This is a genomic window from Hymenobacter lutimineralis (assembly GCF_008271285.1).
GTDB lineage: Bacteria > Bacteroidota > Bacteroidia > Cytophagales > Hymenobacteraceae > Hymenobacter > Hymenobacter lutimineralis.
In genome coordinates this window covers 15820-40654 of record NZ_VTHL01000004.1, presented here as the reverse complement: position 1 = coordinate 40654, position 24835 = coordinate 15820, and the positions used below count along the sequence as shown (strand labels likewise).

The following is a 24835-nucleotide window of genomic DNA, read 5'->3' as shown; positions in this document are numbered from 1 at the left end:
TGCCACCGTGGCCTTCGTCCGTGCAGGAGTGGATAAGAGATATAGAAGAAGGTTAACCGCCACAACGGAGTACTGGCGGCCAGCCAAAAATACGTCTCCGGTGGATGGTTTTTCGGCGGATCGGCCGGCATAGTGCAAAAACATCGGCCGGGCAGTACTAGGGGCTTCTCCTCAATCCCTTACCTTTGCAGCGCGCATAGCCGTTACCCCTCTGCTTATTGCATGAAACACACTGTACTTTCCCTATTACTGAGCCTGCTGACCATCCTGACGGCCGCGGCTCAGACGTATTCCATCAAAGGCCGCGTGCTCGATAAGCTCACCGGCGAATCCCTCCCCGGGGCTACCGTGCAGGTAACGGGCAATGGGGCTAACACCGGCGCCGGCGCCGACTCCGAGGGCAACTATCAGGTGCCGGGCCTCAAACCCGGCACGTACGTGGTGCGGGCCTCCTTTATCGGCTACAAAATGCTGGAGCAGCGCGTAACGGTGGGCAGCCAGAATGCCGTGGCTACGTTCCGTTTGGCCTCCGATAATGCTACGCTTAATGAAGTGCAGGTAATTGCCTCCGTGGCCGTGGAGCGCGAAACGCCCGTAGCCTACGCGGCCGTGAATGAGGTGAAGCTGCGCGAAACCCTGGCCGCCCGCGACCTGCCCATGATTCTGAACGAAACCCCGGGCGTGTACGCTACCCAGGGCGGCGGCGGCACGGGCGACTCCCGCATCAATGTGCGCGGCTTCGACCAGCGCAACGTGGCCGTGATGATCAACGGCGTACCCGTAAACGACATGGAAACCGGCCAGGTGTACTGGTCGAACTGGGACCTGGGCGACGTAACCAAGAGCCTGCAGGTACAGCGGGGCCTGTCGGCCGCCAAAATTGCCGTACCCTCGGTGGGGGGCACCATCAACGTACTCACCAAGGGCTTCGACGACAAGCGTAGTGCCTTGGCCCGCCTCGAAACCGGCTCCAACAACTACCGCAAAGCCTCGCTGATGCTGAGCAGCGGTAACCTGCCCGGCGACTGGGCCTTCACGGCCTACGGCTCGCGCCGCACCTCCGATGGTTGGGTGCAGCAGGCTTTCGACGATGCCTGGACGTACTTCGGCAATGCCAGCAAGCGCCTGGGCCGGCACCGCCTCTCGCTCACGGCCTTGGGCTCGCCCCAGAAGCACGGCACCCGCTCTTTCCAGTCGCTAGTAGGGTTGTACTCCGATGCCAAAGCCCGCGCGATTGGCGCCAAGCCCGTGGTCGGGGGTAACCGGGGCTTCGATTATAACCCCTACTGGGGCACGTTGCGCCGCTACGACCGCGACCCGGAAACCCGCACCGCCAGCAACCTGGGCAAGGAAGAGGTGCTGAACGAGCGTAGCAACTATTACCACAAGCCCCAGATCAACCTCAACGACTTCTGGCAGGTAAACGACCGGCTGTTCGTGACTGGCGTGGTGTATGCCTCTTATGGTAATGGGGGCGGGGTGAGCGGCCTAACTAGCACCAACTCCAGCTCCCTGGACGTACGCGACTACCAGACCGACTTCCAGGGCATCTACGACGAGAACGTGCGCAACCGCGACGTGGCGTCGATTGTAAAGGTGCCTGCTCCAACGCCCGATAATCCTAACGCTCAAAGGGAGGATACCACGTTTGACGCCGAAAGCCGCTCCAAGCAGTTCTTGGTCAACAACGTGAATAGTCACCGCTGGTACGGCTTTGTGCTGGGCGGCGACTATACTCTGCGCGAAAACCTCACACTCTCGGCGGGGGTGGATGGGCGCCTCTACCGCGGCCTGCACTACCGCCAGGTGCGCGACCTGCTGGGTGGCACCTATGCCCTGAGCATCAACAACCGCAACGAAGACCCGGCCACCCGCCTGCGTGAGGGCGACAAAATCAGCTACAACTACGATGGCAAAACTCAGTGGCTGGGTGGATACACGCAGCTGGAGTACAAAACCCCAGCGTTGTCGGCGGTGGTCAGCGGCACGGTTTCCCGCATCCGCTACAAGCGCATCGACTACTTCAAGGCCCGGCAGGTGACGGTGAACGGGCAGCAGTACGACGTAGGCTTCAACCAGACCCAGACTATTGACGGCCGCACCTATACCGCCGCCGACGGCAAGACGGCCGAAACCGACTGGGCTTCTTACCTGGGCTACAGTGTGAAGGCCGGGGCCAACTACAACCTAACGGAGCACAACAACGTGTTTGCCAACGTGGGCTACAACAGCAAGGTGCCCTTCTTCAACCTGGTATATACCAACCAGGGCCGCCTATACGACAATGTGAAGCCCGAGGGCATCACCAGCATCGAGCTGGGCTACGGCATCAGCTACCCCAGCATGAAGGCGACGCTGAACGCTTACTACACGCTGTGGGCCAACAAAACCACCAACTCGGTTACCAACTCCTCCGGCAGCATTGTGTATAACACGGTGCGCAACGTTAATGCTCAGCACATGGGCATTGAGATGAGCGTAGCCCAGGAAATTAGCCGCAGCTTGCAGCTGAACGCGGCCATTGCCCTAGGCGACTGGCGCTGGACGGGCAAAGGGGTGCTGGTGCAGACCAACGAAGCCGGCGACTTTATCAACCCCAGCGAGCCGGAACAGCCCGTGTACCTGGAAGGCGTGCACGTGGGCGACGCGGCCCAGAACCAGTTCCAGCTGGGCTTGCGCTACGAGCCCGTGAAGCGTTTGTACGTACGCCCTTCCTTTCTGCTGTTCTCCAAGTATTTCGCGTCCTTCAACCCCGAAACCATCGTAATTGAGAGCAGCCGTACCGACTCCTACCGCCTGCCCACTTCCTACAACCTGGACTTCCATATGGGCTACGATCTGCCGCCCCTGCGCCAGGGGAAAATGAAGCTGGGCTTCAAAGCCTCGGTGCTCAACGTGCTGAACCAGTTTTACTTCACCGACGTCTCCAACCGCAACAGCGCCAACGTAATCGACCCGAACCTGACGCAGGCCTTCTTCAACCGGGGCCGCACGTTTACGGTGGGGATGTTTGTAGAGCTGTAAGCTGCCTTAGGCTAAACGCAGCAAGGCCCGGTTTCCAAAGGGAACCGGGCCTTGCTGCGTTTACGGGGTAAGCCGGAAATGTTAGCCCACCACCGCGCAAAAGGATTCTCCGGTGTGCGCGGCTTCGATGGCGCCCCGCACTTCGTCGGGGTTGGCATTTTTAAGCAGGTAGCCATGGGCTCCTTCCGAGCGGAGCTGCTCGATAAGTTCGGGCTCGTCGTGCATGGAAATAATCACAATCCGTACCTGGGGGTACTGGGCCCGTAGCAGACGGGTAGTCTGCAGTCCGTCGAGCACCGGCATCTGCAGATCCATCAACACGACATCGGGCGGAATGGGCAAGGCATCAATGCATTCGAGCAGTTCTTGTCCGTCGCTGGCTTCAAAAAGCACCTCCACGTTGGAAAATCCTTCTAGCAAGGCCCGTAGTCCTTTGCGGAACAGCAGGTGGTCGTCGACCAGGGCCAAACGGATGAGGGAAGCAGAAAAGGTCATATACGGAACGCAGGAGAGAGAAAAAAGCCAGGCAATATAGCGTTGTTTTAATATAAACGCCGCTTTAGGTAGCTGTAAAGTAAGGGACCGGGAAAGATATCCAGACCTGCGTGCCGGCCCCAGGTGTAGACTGGTGGCGGAGTGTGCCTTGTAGCAGTTCAATGCGGCTGCGCATATTGGTAAGGCCAAGCCCGGTGCGCGTTTCGGGCGGGGGCGGCGTCTCCGATTGGATAGGGTCAAAGCCTACCCCATCGTCGGTGTAGGAAATGAGTACCCGGTTGGGGGCAAATGAAACCTGCAGGTGAATCTGGGCGGCTTTGGCGTGGCGCAGCCCGTTGCCGAGCAGTTCCTGCACAATGCGGTAAATAGCCAGTTCCTGCACGGCATTGAGGCCAGTAGGCTGCCCATGCAGCTGCAGCTCTACGCAGGTGCTGCCCGCCGGCACGGCCCGCGCCAACGACTGTAGAGCGAAGGCTAGACCAAACTTCACCAGGGCCGCGGGCAACAGGTTACGGGAAATGCGGCGTACCTCGCCAATAGCCTGGTCGAGCAGGGCCGTCATGTCCCGGGTTTGCTCGTGCATTTCCAGGGCCGTGAGGTGGAGTTTCACAATGGCCAGGGTGGTGCCTACTTCATCGTGCAGGTCGGAGGCTATGCGGCGGCGTTCTTCTTCCTGGGCCAGCAGAGCCGCTTCCAGGGCCTGGCGCTGGGCCGTTTCGCGCACGGAGCGCAGGTGGTCCTGCTGGCGCATCAGGCGCCGCTGGTGGCGCACCATAAACGCGGCTATGCTCAGGGCCAGGAGCAGGATAATGGGTATAAGAATAGCCGCTAACCGGAGAGCATCCATGCAGGAGGAAAGGCAACCAGGCTGACTGGCCTAGCTGGTAAGATAATTAATAGGACACTCTTACTCTCTCATCCTGCCGGCCGCAGTTGCGGTATGCCCACGTAAGCAGGACATAGCTAAGCAGTGTAACACTGGAAGAAACCAGCCCAAATACCGGCATAAGATATTTCCTGGTACTAGCGGCATGAACATCAATATTCAGTGAATTCATCAGAATATCCATTATCAGCGTGCCTGCAAAGAACAGAATAGTGTAGATGGTTACCCAGAACATAGGGTTGTGCTCTACCCGGCTTACAGGCAGTTCTACCAGAAGCTGTTGCAGATAGATGATGCTCAAGCCTAAAACAATCAGGCTTTCAGTAACCTGCGTAATGGTGTTGGGTTTATAGTTGGCAAATGGATTTAAATAAAAGGAATCCAGTAGGGCTAAAGCTACCAGCACGGGTACTAACAGCCGGATGACTTTGCAAATCTGTTTATTATGAATGGCATAGTAGAACACCAGTAAGTGCCCCAACCCGTGGAAGTTACTCTGGAGGTGAAACAACGGCCAAGTAGACAGATTTGGATTTGTCTTAAAGCCGAAAAGCCGAACAAGCGTCGGTAAAGCCAACAAGAAGCAGTTAGTTTCCACTACTACCAGCACCCAGAACAGTACTTGCAGCGGCTTGGTCCAGTAAGCGCGCCGTTGCCAGGCTATCCACAGAGGAATAAGAAGCGCTACCTGACAAACCCAATACAGGGTATTACCCAGCGTAACAAGCCATTCTGGAAGTACAATATCCATTAGCAGTTCAGCACGCAGTTCACGCCCTGACTGGGTGGTTGCGGTAAACCTGAATCGGCTACAATGCGGCCACCTAGCATATCGTTTTGGTTGGCATCGGCACCCACCAGCACCAGTTTGGGTACTCCGGCTGAATCCTGCCCGTAATAGATACGGATGCCTACGCAGCCCGACTGGCTAAGAAGCCGTTGTAGAATGTTCTTGCCAAAGAAATACGCGGTTATTTCATCGGGGTGTTCGGCCCGGTAGTTTGCGGTCCAGCCGGCGGCCGTAGTAACTTCAATTGGGCCACCTTCAGCTCCTGTAAAAGCCATAATTAGGAGAGTAAATTGTGAAAAAATCGGTCTGGGCAGTTGACCAGTGTTTCAAATATAGAGGTTGAGGCATGCATTACAAGCTCAACTGGGGCCTGCCTGCTGCCGCCCTGCGCCCGGCTACTCAAATAGGCGCGGGCTCAGGCCCGCGCGGGGTGCTGCAGGCGTTGGTTTCGAAGTTGCCTCTGGGGCTACCGGCTCCCCGGTTGGCTCCCAGTCGGGCTCCTCATCCAGGTCGTCAAACACCCGGTCAATGGCAGTTTCGGCAGCGCGCAGCTTTTGCTTGCACAGGCGAATGAGCTCGGAGGAGCGCTGTACCTTGGTCGTCAGCTCATCTACGTCCACGGTATCAGTTTCGAGGGCCCGCAGAATGGCTTCCAACTCAGCAATGGCGTGGCGGTAAGTGGCGTCGGTGGTCATACAACTACAAAAAGACAAGGCTAAAAATACAAACTCCGGAGCGGGAAGCTAGCGGCGCGGCTTAGGTACTGGCACCGGAGTCGGGCAGCACCCGGACGGCCACCTGCACTCCGGCCTGATGCAGGTGCAGAATGGTACCCGCAGAAGGCACGGGGTGCAAGGAAATGGGAGCCACAGCGGGTGAATGTACCCGTAGCATGGCGGTGGCCTGATACTGCCGCTGCTCGGCCAGGGCCAAGTGATAACCAAGCTGCAGCACATGGCGCTGGGTGCTTAGCTGCAGCTGGTAGCGGCGGCGCAGCAACTGCTCCCGCCGCCGTAGGTGCACGTGTCGGAAACGGCGGGCCAGTTCCCGGCCCAGCTGCCGGAGTTGCTGCTGCTGGCGCCGGGCCGCTTGGTGCGCCGCCCGCCGAAGGGCGCGGATGTGTGTGCTCAGGTCGGCGTGGGCTTGCTGTACTTGCTGGTGGGCTGCCTGAGACACAAGGCGCTGGAGCATGTCCAGCTGCGCTTGCTGCTGCCGGGAGGTGCCTTTTGCCGCGTGGCGGAGCAGGTGGGCCAGCGTCAGGAGCCGGGACTCGTGACCCTGCCGCTGCGCCAGGGCCAGCTCCCGGATGCGCCCCCCGTACCCGTCCAGCACCGCGTCGAGGCGGGCCAGGCGCTCCGTCAGAAACACGGCTACGGCAGTGGGCGTTTTCAGGGCAAGGTGGGCGGCCAGGTCTACCACGGCTTCGTCCCGCTCGTGGCCAATGCCGGTGAGCACGGGCAGGGGAAAAGAGCCAATGGCGGCCGCCAGCCCATAATCGTCAAAGGCTAGCAAATCGGTTTTGGAGCCTCCGCCCCGAATCAGGAGCACGGCATCAAACTGGGCGCGGCGGCGCCGGATCTGCGTGAGCGCGCCCAGGATGCTGGCCGGCGAATCGGTGCCCTGCATGGTAGCCGGGAACAGGCTCACGCTGAAGTCGTAGGGGCTTTCCCCGAGCTGCTCCAGAAAATCCTGCCAGCCCGCGGCCGTGGGCGAGGAGATAACCGCCAGCCGCTGCGGCGCCAGGGCCAGCGGCAGTTCCTTTTGCCGCTGCAGCAAGCCTTGGGCCTCCAGCTTGGCAATAGCCTCTTGCCGCTGCCGGGCCAAATCTCCCACCGTGTAGGTAGGGTCGATGGCCAGCACATCCAGGCTCAGGCCGTATTGTTCATGGAACTTCACGCTCACCCGCACCAGCACGCGCAGCCCGGGACGAAGCGTCTGGCCGGTTTGCTGCTCAAACTGGGGGCCCAGCTGCTCATATCGTGCCGCCCAGATGGTGGCGCGGGCCTGGGCCTTGAGCTGAGCTCCCCGGGTGGTCTGGCTTTGGTCGGTGAGGGTGAGGTAGCAGTGCCCGCTGCCGAAGCGCGGCAGCGTGAGTTCGGCAATTTCGCCGGCCACCCAGTAGGCATCCGGAAACGACATCGTCAGGGAGTCGCGCACGCGCCGGAGTAGTTCGGCCAGCCCCATAGGAGCAGGGCGCTGGGAAGGAAGTCCGGCCTCTGAGCGGCGGTTGTACAACGGAGCCATAAGCAGGCCGCAAGGTACGCATTTGACTACGGGCAGAATACAACTTGCCAGGAAATACGCCGCCGGCAAACAGGGTAGGCCGTTCAGCTGTTAGGCTACGGGCGGTAGTAGTCATAGTTTCGCGGTATATTCCGGTCAATTTTCCACCCCTGTTACCTAAATCCACCACATGAAAAAACGCAATAGCGTAACGCTGCTGGCTGCGGCAGGACTGGCCCTGGCGGGCTGCGCCGCCAGCACCACGGTGCCCACGGCTGCCACTACCCCGGCTCCGGCCGCTGCTCCGGCTCCCGCCCCCGAAACCTTCCCCCAGGGCGTGGGGCTGAACACCGCCAACATCGACGCTTCGGCGGCCGCCTGCGACAACTTCTTTCAGTACGCCTCCGGCAACTGGCTGAAAAACAATCCTATTCCGGCGGCCGAAGTACGCTGGGGCTCTTTCCAGGAGCTGGCCAACAAGAACAACGCCGTAATGCGGCAGATTCTGGAAGAGGCTGCCGCCAACCGCAACGCGGCTAAAGGCACCAACCTCCAGAAAGTGGGCGACTACTACGCCTCGGCAATGGACTCGGCCGCCATCAACGCGGCCGGGCTGAAGTACCTGCAGCCGGAGCTGGCCAAGATTGCGGGCATTAAAACGCCCGATCAGCTGCAAACCTCCATGGCCCGGCAGCAGGTGCTTGCCACCGGGGCTTTCTTTGGCGCCTACGTGGGGCAGGACGATAAAATCAGCTCCCAGTACGCCGTAAACCTATACCAGGGTGGTCTTTCCCTGCCCGACCGCGACTACTACCTGAAAGAAGATGCCCGCTCCAAGAGCATTCGGGCGGCTTACCAGACCTATCTGGTAAACACGTTCAAACTGCTGGGCGACGACGAAGCCGCTGCCCGCAAAAATGCTGCTACGATACTGCGCCTGGAAACGCGTCTGGCCAAAGCCAGCAAGAGCCGTGTGGAGCTGCGCGACCCGTACGCCAACTACAACAAAATGACGGTAAGCCAGCTGCAAAAGGCTTATCCTAACCTGAACCTGCAGCACATCCTCACCGATGCCGGCATGGGCTCGGTGAAAGAAGTAATTGTGGGTCAGCCTGCCTTCTTTAAGGAGGTGAATACAATGGTGAAGAGTGAGCCCCTGGCTGACCTGAAAACCTACCTGCGCTGGCACCTGGCTACCTCGTTTACGCCGGCGCTGCCCCAGCAGTTCGGGGATGAGTCCTTCCGCCTGCAGCAGGTGCTCAGCGGCGCCAAGCAGCAACAGCCCCGCTGGAAGCGCACCTTGCGTGCTACTGACGCTGCCCTGGGCGAAGCCTTCGGCCAGCTGTACGTAGACAAGACCTTCCCGCCCGCGGCCAAGCAAAAGGCCCTGGAAATGGTGAACAACATCAAGGCCTCCATGGGCGAGCATATCCAGCAGCTGAGCTGGATGAGCGACGCTACCAAAAAGGAGGCTATGCGCAAGTTGAGCACCTTCACCGTCAAAATCGGCTACCCCGATAAGTGGAAGGACTACTCAGCCCTCACTATCTCGCGCGACTCCTACCTGAAAAATGTGGTGGCTGCCCGCGAGTGGGGCTACAAGGACATGACCAGTAAGCTGGGCAAGCCCGTCGACCGCACCGAGTGGGGCATGACCCCGCCCACGGTGAATGCCTACTACAACCCAGCCATGAACGAAATCGTGTTTCCGGCCGGCATCATGCAGCCCCCGTTCTTCGACCCCAACGCCGATGACGCCGTCAACTACGGCGGCATGGGCGCCGTTATCGGCCACGAAATTACCCACGGCTTCGACGACCAGGGCCGGCAGTACGACGCCGAAGGCAACCTGAAAGACTGGTGGACCAAGGAAGACGCCGCCAACTTCACCCAGCGCGCCGATATGGTGGGCAAGCAGTACTCCGCGTTTTCTCCCCTCGATTCGGTATTCGTGAATGGGCAGCTGACCATGGGCGAAAACCTGGCGGACCTCGGCGGCCTGAGTATTGCCTACTCGGCCCTGCAAAAGCAGCTCCAGCAGCAGTACGGCAACAACCCGCGTCCCAAGTACGACGGCCTCACGCCCGAGCAGCGCTTTTTCCTGAGCTGGGCCCAGGTGTGGCGCACCAACGCCCGCCCCGAGTACCTGCGCCAGCAGGTCCTGACAGACCCGCACTCACCGGCGCAGTTCCGTACCAACGGCCCGCTGATGAACATGCCCGAGTTCTACGAAGCCTTCGGCTGCAAGGAAGACGGCAAGATGGTCCGCGCCCAGCAGGAGCGCGCTAAAGTGTGGTAAGCTAAGGAACTGCAGTAACCTGCTATCTATTAAAAAAGGCCGATTCCTCACAGAATCGGCCTTTTTTGTGAGCTCAAATTGGAAGAACCGATTAGTCGGCTGGATAGCCAACTAACTCTTTACTTCACTACGGTTAGCTTCATGCCTACGTCTTTTTTAGGCCACTTGTAGGCGTCTACGGGTTCGGCGGCAATCTTATCGAGGACCTCCAGGCCTTCCACCACTTCCCCGAATACAGTGTATTTGCCATCCAGGGAAGGTACCCCGCCAATCGTTTCGTAGGTGCGCAGCTGCTCGGGCGTGAGCTTGCGGCCCGCCATGGCCTGGGCCTGGTAGGGGGTGAGCTTTTCGCCCTGCACCATGTAGAAATCAATGCTGGACGAGAGCTTGCCCGGGTTTTGGTCATCGTCGTAGCGGGCCATGCCCAGGGCACCCCGCTTGTGAAAGTGGCGGCCCGTTATTTCGGGCGGCAAATGGTAGCGGCCCAGGCGGATGGTGCGGTTTTCGGTGCGCCCGCCCTGCACGGCAAAGCCCTTCACCACGCGGTTGAATACCGTTTCGTTGAACACGCCTTTGCGCGCCAGCAGCAGAAAGTTGGCTTTGTGAATCGGCGTGTCATCGAACAGGCGCAGGCGGATGTTGCCCAGCCGGGTTTCCAGCAGCACCTCCGAGCCCGGGTACTGCGCACCGTAGGCTTTCAACTCGGCCACGGCGTTGGAGTCGCTGAGCGTAGCGAGGTTGGGGCCGGGTACGGGCGGTGGGGCCGGGGCCTGCGCGGGCTGCTCCTGCACGGGCGCTTGTTGCTGGCAGCTACCCATACTCAAGGCCACCAGACTGCCAATCCAAAGCAAACAATTCATGTCGATAACAAAAAAAGTCCCCCGAAGGCAACCATGCCTCCGGGGGACAAACATACAGGTTCGGCGGAAGTCGCGGGCCTACCAGCCGTCATCCACCTTCTTTGGCGCCTTCTTTTCAGGCTTTTTATCCTTGACTTTCTGCTTCACAGTGCCGTCCTCCGTTTTGGCCTTGGTCTTGACTTTTTCAGCCTCAGCCGCCGCGGGGGCAGCAGGACCTGCGTTGCTGGCAGCAGCTGGCGCGGGTGCCGGTGCTACGGGGGGCGGCGGGGCCATATCCGCAGCCGGGCGGATCTGGTCGGGGGCCTCCACGGCTTTTTCCTTCAGCTGCGCGAGCAGCATGTTCTGGGGCACCAACTGGTTATCTTTCCAGGCGCTCAGCTGTTCATCCAGCTTTTCGGATTCTTCTTTACGAATAGGCTTTTTAAGCAGCTTTTCCAGGTTAGGGCTGCCGGCATCTTTCCAGGCAGTCAGCCACATCGACCCCACGAAGGAGGACGCCAGCTGCATGCGGAACATCACCATGCCACCAATCTGCTCCTTGTGGTAAGCATCGGCAAATGCGTCGGAGTAGGCGCGGCGGGTTTGGCCGAAGCGGTGCGAAAAAATGTATTTCTGCTCAGGTGTAAAGCCGCGGGTTACTTTCTCCTCAAGGTCGAAGGTAGCGCCCAGGAAGCCGTACGAGTCCTGAATAGCCTGCCAGGTGTCGTTCAGGGGAGTTTTGGTGTATTTCGCCGGCTTATTGTGGAGCTTATAGTCGCCGATGTGCCGCTCGGGTAGCTTATTTTCCCACAGCGGCTGCAGGCCTTCCTGGTTGGAGAGCTGCCCGTTGTGGTTTACCGTGGTGCGCAGGGGAGAGTAGGCGTCGGCCACATAATGGCTCAGGTCAGCCGAGAGTGACACAATCTGGGCCGTATCGCCGGCCCGGAACGCCTGGGTGAGCTTTTCGCGCACCTCGTCTATCACCCAGGGCAGGGTACCGTACTTGCGTAGGGTATCGGCTTTGTACTTGGCCGTGGCTTTTTCCCACTGCTTGGGCACCGCCCCAAACGGGTTTTCGCCGTAATGGTCCATGTAAATGAAGTGCCGGCTGGCCTCCATGGAGTCAGTTTCGGCGCGCTGATCGGCAGCATTGGAAAGCTGGACCAGCTGGTTCAGGTTGCGAAAGTAGAACCCCTGCATGCCCCCGGGCAGCGAGTACACCGCCAGCTGCGTAATTACTTTATGCCCAAACCCACCCCAGCCCGGCGAGAGCAAGGGGCAAAGCAGGACCACCAGTAACGTAAGCAAGATTTTCTTCATAGCAACTCCAGATAGGATGGGCAAGTCTCAAAGTTCGGTATTTTTCCGGGAGAGCAAAAAGCGCGCCCTTCGGTGGTTTTCCCCGGCCCTCCGTAACGTTACTGTCAGTTTCTGATTTCTGTTGCCGTGACTACCATCTCCAAGAAGAAAATTTCTTACCCGATTAGTGAGCGGCTGCGCCACTACCTGCAGCACTATGATCGGGAGGCCCCGCTGCCCGTCACCTACGCCGATCTGCTGCGCAGTGGGGGTGCTTATCCGCTGCTGGACCGCCAGGGGCGCGATACACTCTGGGAAACGGTGTTCTACGAGCCCCAAACCCTGCAGGAGCTAAGCGTGGGCCTGACGGAAGTATACGCCCTGCTCAAAACTGGCGGCGACCTTTCCTTTTCTGAGCACTTGCTGGCCGACCGCATCGACTACTGCCGCTTTGGCAACAGTAACCCGTTCCGGGTGCGCATTGTCAACCAGTTCAACGATAACTACGATTATTTTTATGTGAAGCGGGCCGATGCCTCCCGCGTGTACGGGCTGGAGCTGGAGCACCTGCTGGCGCCCAATTCTATTAACTACCTGGTCAGCGGTGCCACCCTAATTGAGGAGCATATTGCTGGCATTCCGGGCGACGATTTTATCCGGGACCGGCTGCAGCGGCCCCACCTCAACCAAGTGCGCATTGCCAAGGAGTTTGTGAAGTTCAACGAGCGGTGCTTTGCCCGCCTCCTGGGCGACATGCGCGCCTACAACTACGTGGTGGATGTGACGGCCGATTTCGAGGATGAGCAGTACCGTCTGCGCGCCATTGACTTCGATCAGCAAAGCTACGAGGGCAAAAAAACGATGTATCTGCCCCAGTTTTTCAAGGACAACCGCTCCCTGGTTCAACTCTGTGCCCGGCTGCTGGCCCCGGAAAGCATCCGCCAGTACCAAACCGAGGAGCGCACCCTCATGCTCCGGCGCGCCCGCGCCGAGCGCTACCGGCTGAAGGATTTGCTGGATTGCATGCGCGCTGAAACGCTGGCCCCACCCGAGAAAGTAGCCCTGCTCCGGCAGGAACTCAACCAGCACCACCACACCACCCGGTTCGACCGGTGCGACTCCATGGGCGACATTGTGCGCCTGCACCTCAAGCTGATGGTGGTACGCCAGCGCCCGGGCGAGGGAGGAGCTAAGGGTGCTAGCGCGGGCCCAGGTTGATGGCCAGCCCCAGGGAAATTTCCAGGCCGCCCGGGCTGATGGCCTTCACCACGTTTTGCAGCTCAGGAGAAGGCGTAGGCCCCGGCTGGTAGGAAATGGGGTTGCCGGTAAACCGCACGCCGTATCCAAAAGAAGCCAGCATACCCAGGCGGCCGGGCTGCCAACGCAACCCGCCGCGCAGGTGCAGCACGCCGCTGGGCGCCATGCTGTACACGGCCCGCTCCTGGTTTAGCTCTATTTCCACGTTGTCGAGGCGCCCAGTGCGGGCCAGGTTTAGCCCCAGGTACGGAGACAACTCACGTTGCGGCTGCAGGTAATAGCGTAGCCCTACCCCAATTTTCCCGCCCACTCCAATGCCCAGACCCGCATTCAGATCAAGGTTGGGAGCCACTAAGTAGGCGTACGACAGGCCCCAGCCGTAAGGAGCACCCCAGCCCGCTTCGATGCTCAGCGTGGAGGCGTGGTAGCGGACCGGCTGTTCGCTCAGCAGGGGAGCCTGCGTCGGCATGGCGGGGGAAGCGGGCAGGGGGGTAGCTACGTTGGGTTGCGTTTGCAGCTCCGTTTGTGCCTGCGCGAAAGGCAGCGTGGCCAGAGCCAGGGCTGCAGTCAGAATAACCGATAGTTTCATAGGTGCCACAAAGATGGGATTATGGCCCAATAGCTGAGTGGCTCCGGCAATAAAAAAATAGGGAGTGCCTAAAGAAGAAACCGCAGCCAGCTGCTCTGGCTGGAACCCGCGGCTAGCCTAGCTGCCGTGCAGCTCGCCGGCGGGGGCCTGCTGCCGGCGTTGGAGCAGCTCGGCCAGCTTGCCGTAAATAAAGTCTGCGGCTTGGTCGCGCAGCTTTTCGGTGGGGCCTTTCAGCAACTCGCGGTACTCAAAGGCTCGGTTTTCCAGCAGCATGGTCACGAAAATAGTGCCCGAAGGTTTGTCGATGGTTTCGGAGGCGCCGGGGCCGAAGAGTCCGGTAATGGCCACGCACACATCGGCCGTGGGCAGGTGCTGGTGCAGCCCCTGGGCCATTTCATTGGTAGTTTGCTGGCTTTCGGCCGAGTACGTGTCCAGGGTTTTCTTCTTAACTCCCAGGAGCCGTTGCTTGGCTTCGGCATGGTAGGTTACGACTGAGCCCAGCAGAACCTCGCTTACCCCCTGAGCCGGGGCCAGCTGGGCCGCCACCCAGCCACAGGTGCAGCTTTCGGCCAGGGCCAAAGTGAGTTTGTGCTGCAGAAACAGCTTCACGAGGTCATCAACAGAACTAGCTTTCATACAGGGTGGGGCAGGAAGTAACATCCGTCCATACGCCGAGCAGCCCCTGCAAAGTTGCAACGGTGGAGGTTGCTTGCTATTGGGCCCGGGTAGTTTCAGCCAGCGCTCAGCGGCTACTCCTGCCGGTATACCACGCCCTGCTTCATCACGAACCGCACGCGCTGCATCACCTTGATATCGGTTAGTGGGTCGCCTTCCACGGCCACCACGTCGGCGAGCTTTCCGGCTTCCAGCGTACCCAGGTTGCTGGTTTGGTTAAGCAGCTCGGCGGCACTTACCGTGGCGCTGCGCAGGGCCGCCAACGGGGGCATGCCGGCTTCCACCATGTACTGAAACTCCAGGGCGTTTACCCCGTGCCGGAACACAGCTGCGTCGGTGCCAAAGGCAATTTTGACGCCGGCCTTGTAGGCGCGCCCAAAGGTTTCCTGCAGCTTGGGGCCTATGGCTAGGGCTTTGGGCGTTACCAGAGCGGGATAGTAGTTGGGAATCTTAGCCGAGTCAGCCACCGATTTTCCGGCCGTAATGGTCGGCACGTACCAGGTGCTGTACTTTTTCATGAGCTTAATGCCTTCGTCATCGAGCAGGGAGCCATGCTCAATACTGGTCACGCCCGCCCGGATGGCCCGCTTGATGCCCTCGGGCCCGTGCGCGTGGCAGGCCACGGGTAGCCCAAGGTCCCGGGCCGTTTCCACTACCGCCCGAATTTCTTCTTCCGTCATCTGGGGAGCCGCTCCGTCTTTGGCCACGCTCAGCACCCCGCCGGTACTGGCAATCTTAATCAGGTCGGCCCCGCGTTTGTACTGCTCGCGCACGGCCTGACGGGCTTCGGCGGGGCCGTTGAGCAAACCATCAGCGGGGCCGGGGCTGCCCATCAGGTTGAGCCGGTAGCCGTTGGTGGGGTCGCCGTGCCCGCCAGTCGTCGTGATGACGCGCACGGCTGTAAACACGCGCGGCCCCACGGCGCGACCCTGGTTGATGGCGTTGCGCAGGGCCACGTTTACACCCGAGCCACCTAGGTCACGCACCGTCGTGAAGCCCGCCAGTAGGGTTTTGTGGGCATAGGTGGCGGCCTGGAAGGCAATGTCGGCGGGGTTCTGGGTAAAAGTCTGTACTTGGCTGTTTTTGCTGGTTTCGCTTTCCAGGTGCACGTGGCAGTCGATGAGGCCGGGCAGCACGGTGCGGTTTTTCAGGTCGATAACCTTGTCGGCGGCGTTGGTGGGCGCCCGATACCCCCGCTCCACGGCCACAATTCGCCCGTTTTCCGTTACTATGGTCATTTCCGTCTGGGCCTGCTCGGTGCGCATGTCCAGCAGCCTTCCGCAGTGCAGATAGGTTTTCTGAGCCTGGGCGGCCGGGGCCAGCAGCAGGGAATAGCCCACCAGGAGGCTGCTTACTACGCGTGCAAATTTCATCGGAAAAGGGGTTGAACGGGGAAGGATGCCCGACAATATACAGCGGATTAAAATGCTGCATGCCGCCTATTTTGATGGCAATCCGTATCTTTTGCCACCCATACTCTGCGGAGCGAGGGCCTACCTGTTCTCATCATCCCTAATTACCTGTTTCATGGCTACCATCGAAGAATTTGAAGCCGCCGCGGCGCGCAGCAAGGAACTGCCCGCCAAGCCCGATAATATGACCTTGCTCAAACTCTACGCTCTCTACAAACAGGGGAGTGAGGGGGATATTTCCGGTGACCGGCCCGGCGGATTCGACTTCAAGGCCATTGCCAAGTACGATGCCTGGGCCGGCCTGCGGGGCAAATCCCAGGAAGAGGCTCGCCAGGAGTACGTCGACTTCGTGGCCTCTTTGTTTTAGCGGCTGCTCACACCGCAGCCCATTAACGTAAAGCCCCCACTTTCCAGGCGGAAGGTGGGGGCTTTGCGTGGGGCAAGAACCAGAAATACCGGCTATACTTTCGGAGCTGGTAGGTCGAAGGCCTCGGCGTTGTGCTCGAAATGGCCCTTGTGCGACCCGTCGCAGAAAGGCTTGTTCTTGGAAAGGCCACAGCGGCAAATGCTGATCCGCTCCCGGCCGCCCAGGCCGTAGGGCGTGCCCTGGGCATCGACGAGTTCGAAATCGGTGCCCTCTACCCGGAGGGAGCCATTGCTGAGTACGGTGATTTTGGTGGCCATCAGAAAAAGAAAAAAAGAGTGAGTGATTCGGGAAAATAGCACCAAGACAGAGACGAGCTACCTCTCAGCTACTGCGCCAGCAGCTCCTTGCGCATCACGTAGTCGTTCATCCAGTACGGTCCGATGGGAATGTCTTCCTCACGGTGCCGCTGAAAGCCACGGTTTTCATAGAAGGCCAGGGCCGGGTTGTGCCGGTTTACGTTCAGCTCCAGGGCGCGGCCACCGGCCTGACGGGCCGCCTGTTCCACGGCCCCAATCAGCTGCTGGCCGAGGCCTTGCCCCTGGTGAGAAGGCAGCAGATAAAGCTTGTGCAGCTTAAAGATAGCATCATTGGCAATAGGCAGCCGGGAAAAGGAGGCATAACCGGCCGGATGCCCATCGGCCAAGAGCAGCAGAAACGTGTGCCCTTCGTCGGCCATCTGCCGCTGCAGCGAAGCCGGCGTATAAATCACGCGGTACATGTACTCAATCTGCTCCCGCGAAATAATGAAGCGGTAGGTAGGCTCCCAGGTCGCTTCGGCCAGGCTGATGATGGTGGGAATATCGGCCAGGGTGGCGGGCTGAATGGTAATGGCAGCGGCGGCGGAAGTCGTCATACGCTGCAAAAACGGCATTATTTCCGCTAAAACCGAACCTTGGTAGGCTAATTCCACGTTTTGGGCCGGAAATTGCCGGGCCCTGCCATACGGTAGCCCGCGCCCGGCGCGTTACTTCATCTTCACGATTTTCTGCCTATGAAACGTTGCCTGCTTTCCTTGGCTGTGCTGGCCGCCCTTGGCCTTACGCCATTAGCTGCTGCTGCGCAGCAGTCCACCTCCAGTACTACGCCCACCTCCTCGGCCGTAGAGCGCGATTTGCGCACGTTTGTCGACTGGGTAAGTGAGAAAATGGATAAAGCTGAGGCCGGGGCCCGCCGGGAATGGCCTAAGATGATGGCCGACTTCGACCGTCAAAGCCAGCGCCTCGACCGCGCTACCGACAGTTTATCGGTTCAGTCGAAGCGGGAGTATGCGGCCGAGAAGGCCCGCTACAAGGCCTGGGCCGCCGAACAGCGCCGCCTCGAAGCCCAGGCCCGGGAGCCCGAAACGGCGCAGCAGGCCCAAGACCGGCTGCTCAACGAAAACGTGGTAATAAACCGCGCCCGGGCCACGGAGCTACCCGACCTGTATGAGCGCCTGCTGGCTACCACGCGCGAGCAGCGCCGACAGTGGACCCAGCGCGACTGGGCCGCTGCCAGCGAGGTCCTCTCACGCCTCAATGGGCGGTACGAGCAGGTGCGTCAGCAGCTGGGGCTGGAGGAGCGGCTCCGCATCCGCACGCTGCAGGGGGAGTTTCGCACGCTGGAAGGCGCCCGCGCTACCAAAGAATATCTGAGCGAGAAGGAGTAATAGCGGTTGCTTCAGGCCGTTTGCTGCTGTTGATGGAGCCAGTGCCGGGCCGCAGCTACGTCGTAGAAAAGCCGGGCGGGCAGCTGGTGCCCAATTTTCTCGATAAACCCGGCGCTGATGTACTGATTCTGTAAATCGGGCAGAAACACGTAGGCAAAGGCCCGCAGGCCATTTTCCATGGCCTGCGGCAGCCACTCAAACTCCAGCCACGACAAGGCATCCGACCAGTCACCCGTTGATTCGGTTTTGTCGTTCAGGATCAGGGGAATCTGCAGCTGTTCCTGGATGCGCAGCTCCTGCGTAGCCACCCGCAGCACGGCATCAGCTGTGATGTTGCCCTGCCACTGAATATACAGCAGTTGTTCGTCTGGGTAGTATCGCAGGGAGGCTACCGGGCTACCGTACTGGTCGGGCACAATACCCAGGTCGTCGAAGGGCACAGCGTGTGGGAGCATAAAGCAGAGAGCTAGGAGCAAGTGATATTAAACATAAGGGTTTATGCGGTAGGATTCTATTTATTCTGGTTTTGATTCCAATTGAAGTAGATAAGAATACGTGCTGCTGCCTGGGGCCAAAGGCAGCAGCAGGGCCGGGAGTAGGATGATGGAAAGCAGGAGTAGGAAGTAGCAGAGAATAAACGCGCTGGATGCAGACTGGGCGCATTTCTACCGAAGCTACGTGCCCAATGATGCCCGTGTTTCTGCTACTTTTGCGGTTCACGTTCCGCTCACGCCCGCCTTTCTCATGCATATTGCCATCGTCGGTAACATTGGTGCCGGCAAAACCACCCTAGCCAACAAGTTAGCGCACCACTTCAACTGGGAAGTGTTTCTGGAAGACGTCGACCACAATCCGTACCTCAAGGACTTCTACGACGATATGCCCCGGTGGGCATTCCATCTGCAGGTGTACTTCCTGAACAGCCGCTTCCGGCAAACCCAGCGCATTAAAGAGCTGCAGCAAGCCAGCAAGGGTGTGATTCAGGACCGCACCATTTACGAGGATGCCCACATCTTCGCGGCCAACCTGCACGAGTCGGGCCTGATGACGGAGCGCGACCACCAGAACTACCTGAATTTGTTTCAGTCCATGATCAGCATGGTGAATCCGCCGGATTTGCTGCTTTACCTGAAAGCCGACTTGCCGAAGCTGATTTCGCAGATCGAGAAGCGCAACCGCGACTACGAGAACAACATCAAAATCGAGTACCTCAAGAACCTGAACGAGCACTACGAGCGGTGGATCAGCAGCTACAGCTACGGCAAGCTGCTCATCGTCGACGTCAACCAGCTCGACTACGTGAACAACCCCGAGGATTTGGGCGTCATCGTCGATAAAATCAACAGCACCCTCTTTGGGCTGTTTTGAAGGACTTTATGGATGAATGGCTCTGGGGTTTAATGGCTGCTGTATTCCTGAATAACCCGAAGCTCTCATTCCGCCAAAAAGGCCCGGCCGTCTACAGACGGCCGGGCCTTTTTACTTGTAAAACTTTGGTTGGTTTCCAAGTCATACAGCTGCCAGTAGTGCACTTTAAAGCCAGTCAACCAGCAAACCCATTCAGCCATTTACCCTAGCACAGTCTACTCCTCCCGCATAGCCTCGTTGAGGAAGCGGACGAAGGGCTGGGCTGCCTGCCAGGCGCCGAGTACCTGCTGCGGAAAGTCGGGGCTAAGCACCTGGGCATCCGGAATTGCCTGCCACACGAAGTAGCTTTTCAGCCGCAGCCATTCAATATCGGGGTCTTCCCGATCGTAGCCTTTGGGGGCCGTTTTCAGCGTTTGAGAGGTATCGAGGCCCTGGGGGAAAAAGCGCAGCAGCTCCGGACTCTGGCGCAGGGCGTGAAACTCGGTGGGGTTGTAGTGAATTTCCTGGCGGATGCGGGCGAGCTGGGCCGGTTCCGGCATCCAGCGGCCCGCACCCACGTAAGTTTCGCCGCCGGGCTCCAGGGCAATAAAGTAACCCGCCCAGGCACTGTGCCGGCCTCCCCGCTTGATGCCCGCGCCCATGTGCCGCTTGTACGGCTCGTCGCTTTGGTGGAAACGGTCGTTTTTGTTGATGCGGAACATCACGTCCGAGGGCGTGAGGGTACTCAGGTCGGGTTCGAAGCGGGCGGCGCCGCGCAGTAGCTCCGCCACCAGTTGGGTGTAGGCCGCGCGGGCACGCTGGTAATCGGCACGATGCTCGTCCATCCACGCTTTGTGGTTGTTGTCGCGCAGCTGACCGAGAAAATCCAAGACAAGGGCATTGTTCATGCCTGCTTCAACTGTGGAAGCGGGCGGCGGGTTGGGCTGCCCGCCAAAAAAAGTGCCTAGCGCGTCAGGGCCTGCGAGTCGCTCAGGGCCAGCCGGTCGTTGAGCTGCCAGTTGAACGGCAGGAAACCGAACGTAGTACCGGCCGGCAGGGGCACGTGGGCATAGCGGTTGACGAAAGCCAGCAGCGCTTCCGGAGTAGAGCCAAAATCTGCCGCATACCAGTCAAACAAGCTCGACAGCTGCGGGGTGGGGCCCATTAGCTGGTTGGCCACCGGGTCGTTGAGGAACCGGCGCGTCTGCGCCTCCAGCTGCTGCTCCAGGCGGCTGCCTTCGTAGGCCTCGTTGAGCAGGGAGGGAGAGGATACGGCGGCCTGTACCAGGGCAAAGTGAATGCGCGCATCCGGGGTAGAACCGCGCAGAAACTGCTTTTCTATCTGGTTGAGCGAGTAGGTATTTCCTCCCACGAAAACCACGGGCGCCTCCCAGGGCGAAAAGCTGCCGGTGGACTTGGATTTGATACGCGTATCGGTCAGGCTGTTGAGCGGGTAGTGTTGCAGCACCAGGTCCACTACGCTGGCGTTGTAGGCATTGATCCAGTAAGCCTTCACGTCGTTGGGCTGCCAAGAAGCATCGGGAGCAGTGGAGTCCAGCAGCTCCAGGTATTCGGCCAGTTCGTCTTCATCGGCCCGGAAGCCGCGGTAGTCTACGCGCCCGTCGGCCAGCACGTGGCGGGCCAGCAGCGAGTTCCATTGCGCATGGGAGGGCGGGGCACCGGCAAGGGCAGCCAGTGGCAACCAAAGCAGCAGGATAAAGCCGAAAAGGCCACCCATAGCGCGGAAACCCGGGGGGAGTGAAAACACAGGAAAAGGAGGCAACAGGTGTGGAAGGGCAGATGCTACCGGCAGCGCAGCCCACCGTCCTGACTGCTCGGGAATCTGGTGGGCCAGCACGTAGAAATAGCATTTCAAAAGTAACACTTCAGCACTTGCTACACAAGCATTTGGCCGATTCAGTGGCGGCGCTAGCCCGGCCGCCGGGATGCCAGGCTAGCGGCGGCTCACTACGGCTATGGGGTCGCCCACGCGCAGGGTGCCGCGGCCGGGTCCCGTTACATTCTGCCCAAACATGACCTTGCCTGCCTGGGTGCGGTAAGTGGCTAGCGTGCGCAGAGGTTCGGCGCTTTTCTGGGCGGTCTGCTGGTCGATAGTCGTCATGACGCAGCGGCCGCAAGGCCGCACTGCCCGGAAGGGCAGGCCGCCCACCTGAAACTCATGCCAGGCATCTTCTTCCCAGGCTGCGCCGCCGCTGAACACCAAGTTCGGCCGGAAGCGGTTCATGGGCACGGGCTCGGCCAGGCGGGTGTTCAGCTCCGCCAGGGCTTCGGTGCCGGCCAGCAGGAAAGGATAGCCATCGGCGAAGCTGACGACGGCATCGGCGGGGTTGAGCTCGGGCTCTACGTTGCGCACGACCATATCCGACATATATACCAGGCGGCATTCCCGGCCCAGGGCTTCGCTCAGCCAAGCGTCGGCCTCAGGGGTACCGCGCCAGGCAAACACCATGTCGTCCCAGATGGTCACGAACAAGGTGCGCTCGGGCGTGGCCTCGAAGGGCACGTAGAGGGGCAGCAGCTCCGGCCGCTGCTGGTGGGTAAGCAGGAAGCCGTTGTACGCCGGCGAAACGTGCAGCAACGCCATGTCGGCGTGCTGGCGCTGGGTCATGAACTGGTTGCGGTGGTCTACGATCAGCCAGCGCCGGTCGTGGCGCAAGCCACGGGGCTCTATCTCCGCTTCCGCCACGCGGATGCCGCCCAGGGATTTTACGGGGTAGATGTACAGGTCGGAGAGCAGGAGGGGAGCGGCCATAAGGTAAAGGTAGCAGACCCGCGCTTGTGGCCGCACCCGGGGCAGGTTGTGGGCGCGAAAAAAGTGGCGTACTTGCGCCGCTTATCCATGCTATATGGCTGCTCCTGAATTACTCTGCCTGAACTGCGACCAGCCCCTGGAAGTGGGCCCCTACTGCGCCCACTGCGGGCAGCAGCGGCCGCACCGCCTCTCCGTGGGGCATGTGCTGCACGAACTCCTGCACGTATTCACCCACGCCGACAAAAGCATCTTTGGCTATGCGGGAATGGTGCTGACTCGTCCCGGCCAGCTGGTGCACGACTACCTGCGGGGCCGGCGCAAGCGGTACTTCAACCCGTTTCAGATCCTGCTGAATACGGTTGGTATCGTAACGCTGCTGGCCAATGGGCTGCACTACTATGATTCCGTGGGCGACGCCGTGCAGCAGCAGATGAGCCGCCGGGTGTCGGCCGCGCAGCTCCACCACGTACAGACATATTTTCACGCTTTGGGGAAGTACTTTAACGTGTGGTGGCTGGCATTGCTTCCCCCGCACGCGCTCCTCACGTGGCTGGTCTACCGACGGCGGGGGCTCAACTACGCCGAGGCTTTTCTGGTGCAGGTAGTGGTCAGCAGCGCGTATCAGGTGCTGCTTTTAGTGCTCTTGCCCGTCCTCACGTACCTGCCCTGGCGAGTGCCGGGCAGCAGCATGGCTATGCTGGGGGGCATCATCACCGTGCTGTACCTCACGCTGGTAGGCCGGCAGGGCTTGGGGCTCGGCTGGGCCGGGGCATTCTGGCGCGCGTTGGTTACAGGTATCCTTTATGCCATCATCGATGTCCTGCTTAATTACTTTGTCTTCAATTGGTACGTGTTCCGGTAACGGGCCCGGGCATACAAGCAAAACGTCATGCCCAGGCATGACGTTTTGCTTTGGCAGGAATAGCCGGTCCGGACTAGCTTAGGCCTATTTCTTCGGGGTGGCGGCGTCTTGCTGCTGGGCCAGGAGCACGGCCTGGTACAGGTTTACCAAGGCGCCGGTACTGGAAAGCGTACCGAAGTCAACCAGCTTATCGGTGCCGGGCTGGCGTACCTGCAGCTTGGTGGGCACCGCCGACTGCATAATAATGCGCTTGAGGTCCTGGGCGGTGAGGCCGGGGAAATACGACTTGAGAACAGCGGCAATGCCCGCCACTACGGGGGCGGCCATGCTGGTGCCGCTCAGGTTGCCGTACTGGCTGCCCGGCAGGGTGGAGTAGATCTGCACGCCCGGGGCAAACACATCTACCTGCTGGGGGCTGTAGTTAGAAAAGTCTGCTACCAGGTGCTCATCGGCGGTGCGGGCCGCCGCGCCTACGGTGAGCAGGTTGGCGAAAGGCTGACCGGCAATGGTGCGGGCGGCCGGGAACTGCGCTACTTGGTCGAGGTTGTTGGCTTCGTTGCCGGCGGAGTGTACCAGCAGCACGCCCTTGCTTTCGGCATACTTGATGGCGTCTTCTACGGCCTGGCGCTGGGGCGAGAAATACTTGCCAAAGCTCATGTTGATGATCTGCGCCCCGTTGTCCACGGCGTAGCGGATGGCGTTGGCCACGTCCTTGTCGCGCTCATCCCCGTTGGGCACGGCCCGCACGGCCATAATGCGCACCGGCCCACCGGCCACGCCCAGCACGCCCAGGTTATTCTGGCGGTCGGCGGCAATGATGCCGGCCACGTGGGTGCCGTGCATGGGGTCGGGGCCCATCACGTCGCGGTTGCCGTAGCTGCGGTCCTTGGTGTCCTCGGGGTTGTCGCCCACAATGCTGCGCGGGTTGAAGGCCGGGTCGAGGGAAAACTCTACCAGGTTTTTGTTTTGCTCATAGGCGTCCTTCATTTCCGCTAGCACCGATTCCAGGTCAGGCTGGTCGTACTGGCGCAGGTTGAGGTAGTACATCAGGGCTACCTCGCGCAGCTGCTCATCCTGGGTCACGGGGTTGCGCAGGGTGGCCGTATCCAAGCGAGTTACGCCCAGTTCCCGGCGCAGCTTCTCGGCCAGCTGCTGGGTTTGCTCGTAAATCGGCTTGATCTGGGCGTACTGGGCATGGTCCTGCTCGTAGTGCTCTTTGTAGGACTTTTTCACCTGCTGGTACAGGTCATACTCCGTGCGTTTGGCCTCGGGCACGGCCGTGCGGGCTTTGCCCTCATATAGGGGCTTGAGCTTGGCGTAGAGGCGGGTATCCTCATAGGACTCCACATTCACGTTGCGGCCGTCTTTGCCGCCCAGGAAGTTCCAGCCGTACACGTCGTCCACGTAGCCGTTGCGGTCATCGTCCTTGCCATTGCCGGCAATTTCCTTGGCGTTACGCCAGAGCACCCGCTTCAGGTCGGCGTGGGTGGTGTCGATGCCCCCGTCAATGACGGCCACCAGCACCGGGTTAGCCACCCGGGTAGTCAGCAACTCGCGGTAAGCCCGCTGGGCGCTGATGCCCTGCACGCCATCGGCTTTGGGGTCGAGCAAGTGCCATTGTGCGGCGGCGGGTGCCGGGGCTACCGGGGCCGCCGATTGAGCCTGGGAATGAAAGGGGAGGGACGTGAGGCCCAGCAAGCCAACGAAAAAGGGAATACGCATGCGAAGAAATCAATAAGGCAAACAGCCCCTGGCAAATTCGGGGCCGGGAAGATACGGGACACTACCGACGCGACCATGCCGGGCAGGGTTGCCAGCTTTGGGTAGAAACCGTGCCAAGCGGCTAAGTGGTTCCGGGCCTCACCCCCCGGCCCCCTCTCCCGTGGAGAGGGGGAGCCATACGCCCGGCCTACGCGGGTTCTTTGGCTGGGGCCACGAACCCGCTACCGGAACCAGCTTCAGCATGGTTAAACGTAGGAGCAAAGTGCCGGTG

At 60.2% G+C, this 24835-nt stretch carries 25 protein-coding genes; 7 read left to right on the top strand and 18 right to left on the bottom strand.

Annotated features, from left to right (window positions below; genetic code table 11):
- The first annotated feature begins 222 nt into the window (after positions 1–222).
- Positions 223–3024 carry a TonB-dependent receptor gene (locus tag FY528_RS05705; protein WP_149070032.1) on the top strand — a complete coding sequence of 934 codons (2802 nt, stop codon included), beginning with the start codon at positions 223–225 and terminating at the stop codon, positions 3022–3024.
- Between the two features lie 81 nt (positions 3025–3105).
- Here the strand turns inward: FY528_RS05705 and FY528_RS05700 are convergent, their stop codons facing one another.
- The 6 genes from FY528_RS05700 to xseA all read right to left on the bottom strand — a co-directional run bounded on the left by FY528_RS05700 (position 3106) and on the right by xseA (position 7439).
- A complete protein-coding gene (locus FY528_RS05700) occupies positions 3106–3519 on the bottom strand; it encodes a response regulator (protein WP_149070031.1) in 414 nt (137 codons plus the stop codon).
- Positions 3520–3583: 64 nt separating this feature from the next.
- Positions 3584–4366 carry a sensor histidine kinase gene (locus FY528_RS05695; RefSeq protein WP_149070030.1) on the bottom strand — a complete coding sequence of 261 codons (783 nt, stop codon included), beginning with the start codon at positions 4364–4366 and terminating at the stop codon, positions 3584–3586.
- A 46-nt stretch (positions 4367–4412) separates the two neighbouring features.
- Positions 4413–5156: a hypothetical protein gene (locus FY528_RS05690; RefSeq protein ID WP_149070029.1), complete on the bottom strand. Its 744-nt coding sequence runs from the start codon at positions 5154–5156 to the stop codon at positions 4413–4415.
- Positions 5156–5470: a hypothetical protein gene (locus FY528_RS05685; protein ID WP_149070028.1), complete on the bottom strand. Its 315-nt coding sequence runs from the start codon at positions 5468–5470 to the stop codon at positions 5156–5158. The genes FY528_RS05690 and FY528_RS05685 overlap by 1 nt, the downstream gene beginning before the upstream one ends.
- A 120-nt stretch (positions 5471–5590) precedes the next feature.
- Entirely contained in the window at positions 5591–5890 is a 300-nt protein-coding gene (gene xseB, locus FY528_RS05680; RefSeq protein ID WP_149070027.1) for an exodeoxyribonuclease VII small subunit, read from the bottom strand.
- Between the two features lie 61 nt (positions 5891–5951).
- Entirely contained in the window at positions 5952–7439 is a 1488-nt protein-coding gene (gene xseA, locus FY528_RS05675) for an exodeoxyribonuclease VII large subunit (RefSeq protein ID WP_149070026.1), read from the bottom strand.
- Positions 7440–7608: 169 nt separating this feature from the next.
- Here xseA and FY528_RS05670 point away from each other — a divergent pair, with 169 nt between their 5' ends.
- Positions 7609–9717, top strand: coding sequence for a M13 family metallopeptidase (locus tag FY528_RS05670; RefSeq protein WP_149070025.1), 2109 nt, complete (start codon positions 7609–7611; stop codon positions 9715–9717).
- 119 nt (positions 9718–9836) lie between these two features.
- Here FY528_RS05670 and FY528_RS05665 read toward each other — a convergent pair whose 3' ends face one another.
- The gene (locus FY528_RS05665) at positions 9837–10577 is read right to left on the bottom strand and encodes a peptidylprolyl isomerase (RefSeq protein WP_187632025.1); all 741 of its coding nucleotides are present in this window, start codon (positions 10575–10577) and stop codon (positions 9837–9839) included.
- 78 nt (positions 10578–10655) lie between these two features.
- On the bottom strand, positions 10656–11876 hold the full coding sequence (locus tag FY528_RS05660; protein ID WP_149070023.1) for a zinc dependent phospholipase C family protein: 1221 nt from the start codon (positions 11874–11876) through the stop codon (positions 10656–10658).
- 126 nt (positions 11877–12002) lie between these two features.
- Between FY528_RS05660 and FY528_RS05655 the strand changes: the two genes are divergently transcribed.
- The gene (locus tag FY528_RS05655) at positions 12003–13073 is read left to right on the top strand and encodes a hypothetical protein (protein WP_149070022.1); all 1071 of its coding nucleotides are present in this window, start codon (positions 12003–12005) and stop codon (positions 13071–13073) included.
- Here FY528_RS05655 and FY528_RS05650 read toward each other — a convergent pair.
- The 3 genes from FY528_RS05650 to FY528_RS05640 all read right to left on the bottom strand — a co-directional run bounded on the left by FY528_RS05650 (position 13054) and on the right by FY528_RS05640 (position 15749).
- Positions 13054–13701: a hypothetical protein gene (locus FY528_RS05650; RefSeq protein ID WP_149070021.1), complete on the bottom strand. Its 648-nt coding sequence runs from the start codon at positions 13699–13701 to the stop codon at positions 13054–13056. The two genes, FY528_RS05655 and FY528_RS05650, sit on opposite strands and share 20 nt — an antisense overlap.
- A 117-nt stretch (positions 13702–13818) precedes the next feature.
- Positions 13819–14337 (bottom strand): CinA family protein, encoded by a 519-nt coding sequence (locus FY528_RS05645; protein ID WP_149070020.1) that lies wholly within the window; start codon positions 14335–14337, stop codon positions 13819–13821.
- A 113-nt stretch (positions 14338–14450) separates the two neighbouring features.
- Positions 14451–15749 (bottom strand): amidohydrolase family protein, encoded by a 1299-nt coding sequence (locus FY528_RS05640; RefSeq protein WP_149070019.1) that lies wholly within the window; start codon positions 15747–15749, stop codon positions 14451–14453.
- A gap of 154 nt (positions 15750–15903) precedes the next feature.
- Between FY528_RS05640 and FY528_RS05635 the strand changes: the two genes are divergently transcribed.
- A complete protein-coding gene (locus FY528_RS05635) occupies positions 15904–16155 on the top strand; it encodes an acyl-CoA-binding protein (RefSeq protein ID WP_149070018.1) in 252 nt (83 codons plus the stop codon).
- Between the two features lie 92 nt (positions 16156–16247).
- Here the strand turns inward: FY528_RS05635 and FY528_RS05630 are convergent, their stop codons facing one another.
- Positions 16248–16475, bottom strand: coding sequence for a CDGSH iron-sulfur domain-containing protein (locus tag FY528_RS05630; RefSeq protein ID WP_149070173.1), 228 nt, complete (start codon positions 16473–16475; stop codon positions 16248–16250).
- A 65-nt stretch (positions 16476–16540) separates the two neighbouring features.
- On the bottom strand, positions 16541–17068 hold the full coding sequence (locus FY528_RS05625; protein ID WP_149070017.1) for a GNAT family N-acetyltransferase: 528 nt from the start codon (positions 17066–17068) through the stop codon (positions 16541–16543).
- 138 nt (positions 17069–17206) lie between these two features.
- Here FY528_RS05625 and FY528_RS05620 point away from each other — a divergent pair, with 138 nt between their 5' ends.
- Positions 17207–17860 (top strand): hypothetical protein, encoded by a 654-nt coding sequence (locus FY528_RS05620; protein WP_149070016.1) that lies wholly within the window; start codon positions 17207–17209, stop codon positions 17858–17860.
- Positions 17861–17871: 11 nt separating this feature from the next.
- On the opposite strand, the gene FY528_RS05615 is transcribed toward FY528_RS05620, so the two are convergent.
- Positions 17872–18315, bottom strand: a complete 444-nt coding sequence (locus FY528_RS05615) for a hypothetical protein (RefSeq protein ID WP_149070015.1) — start codon at positions 18313–18315, stop codon at positions 17872–17874.
- 289 nt (positions 18316–18604) lie between these two features.
- Between FY528_RS05615 and FY528_RS05610 the strand changes: the two genes are divergently transcribed.
- A complete protein-coding gene (locus FY528_RS05610) occupies positions 18605–19228 on the top strand; it encodes a deoxynucleoside kinase (protein WP_149070014.1) in 624 nt (207 codons plus the stop codon).
- A 215-nt stretch (positions 19229–19443) separates the two neighbouring features.
- Here FY528_RS05610 and FY528_RS05605 read toward each other — a convergent pair whose 3' ends face one another.
- From FY528_RS05605 to FY528_RS05595, 3 genes are all read right to left on the bottom strand, one after another.
- Positions 19444–20115, bottom strand: coding sequence for a DUF2461 domain-containing protein (locus tag FY528_RS05605; protein ID WP_149070013.1), 672 nt, complete (start codon positions 20113–20115; stop codon positions 19444–19446).
- A 56-nt stretch (positions 20116–20171) separates the two neighbouring features.
- Entirely contained in the window at positions 20172–20975 is an 804-nt protein-coding gene (locus tag FY528_RS05600; RefSeq protein WP_149070012.1) for a DUF547 domain-containing protein, read from the bottom strand.
- Between the two features lie 186 nt (positions 20976–21161).
- Positions 21162–21980, bottom strand: a complete 819-nt coding sequence (locus tag FY528_RS05595) for an MOSC domain-containing protein (RefSeq protein WP_149070011.1) — start codon at positions 21978–21980, stop codon at positions 21162–21164.
- Between the two features lie 94 nt (positions 21981–22074).
- Between FY528_RS05595 and FY528_RS05590 the strand changes: the two genes are divergently transcribed.
- Positions 22075–22842 carry a DUF3667 domain-containing protein gene (locus FY528_RS05590; RefSeq protein ID WP_149070010.1) on the top strand — a complete coding sequence of 256 codons (768 nt, stop codon included), beginning with the start codon at positions 22075–22077 and terminating at the stop codon, positions 22840–22842.
- Between the two features lie 84 nt (positions 22843–22926).
- On the opposite strand, the gene FY528_RS05585 is transcribed toward FY528_RS05590, so the two are convergent.
- Positions 22927–24564, bottom strand: coding sequence for a S8 family peptidase (locus tag FY528_RS05585; RefSeq protein WP_149070009.1), 1638 nt, complete (start codon positions 24562–24564; stop codon positions 22927–22929).
- Between the last annotated feature and the right edge of the window lie 271 nt (positions 24565–24835).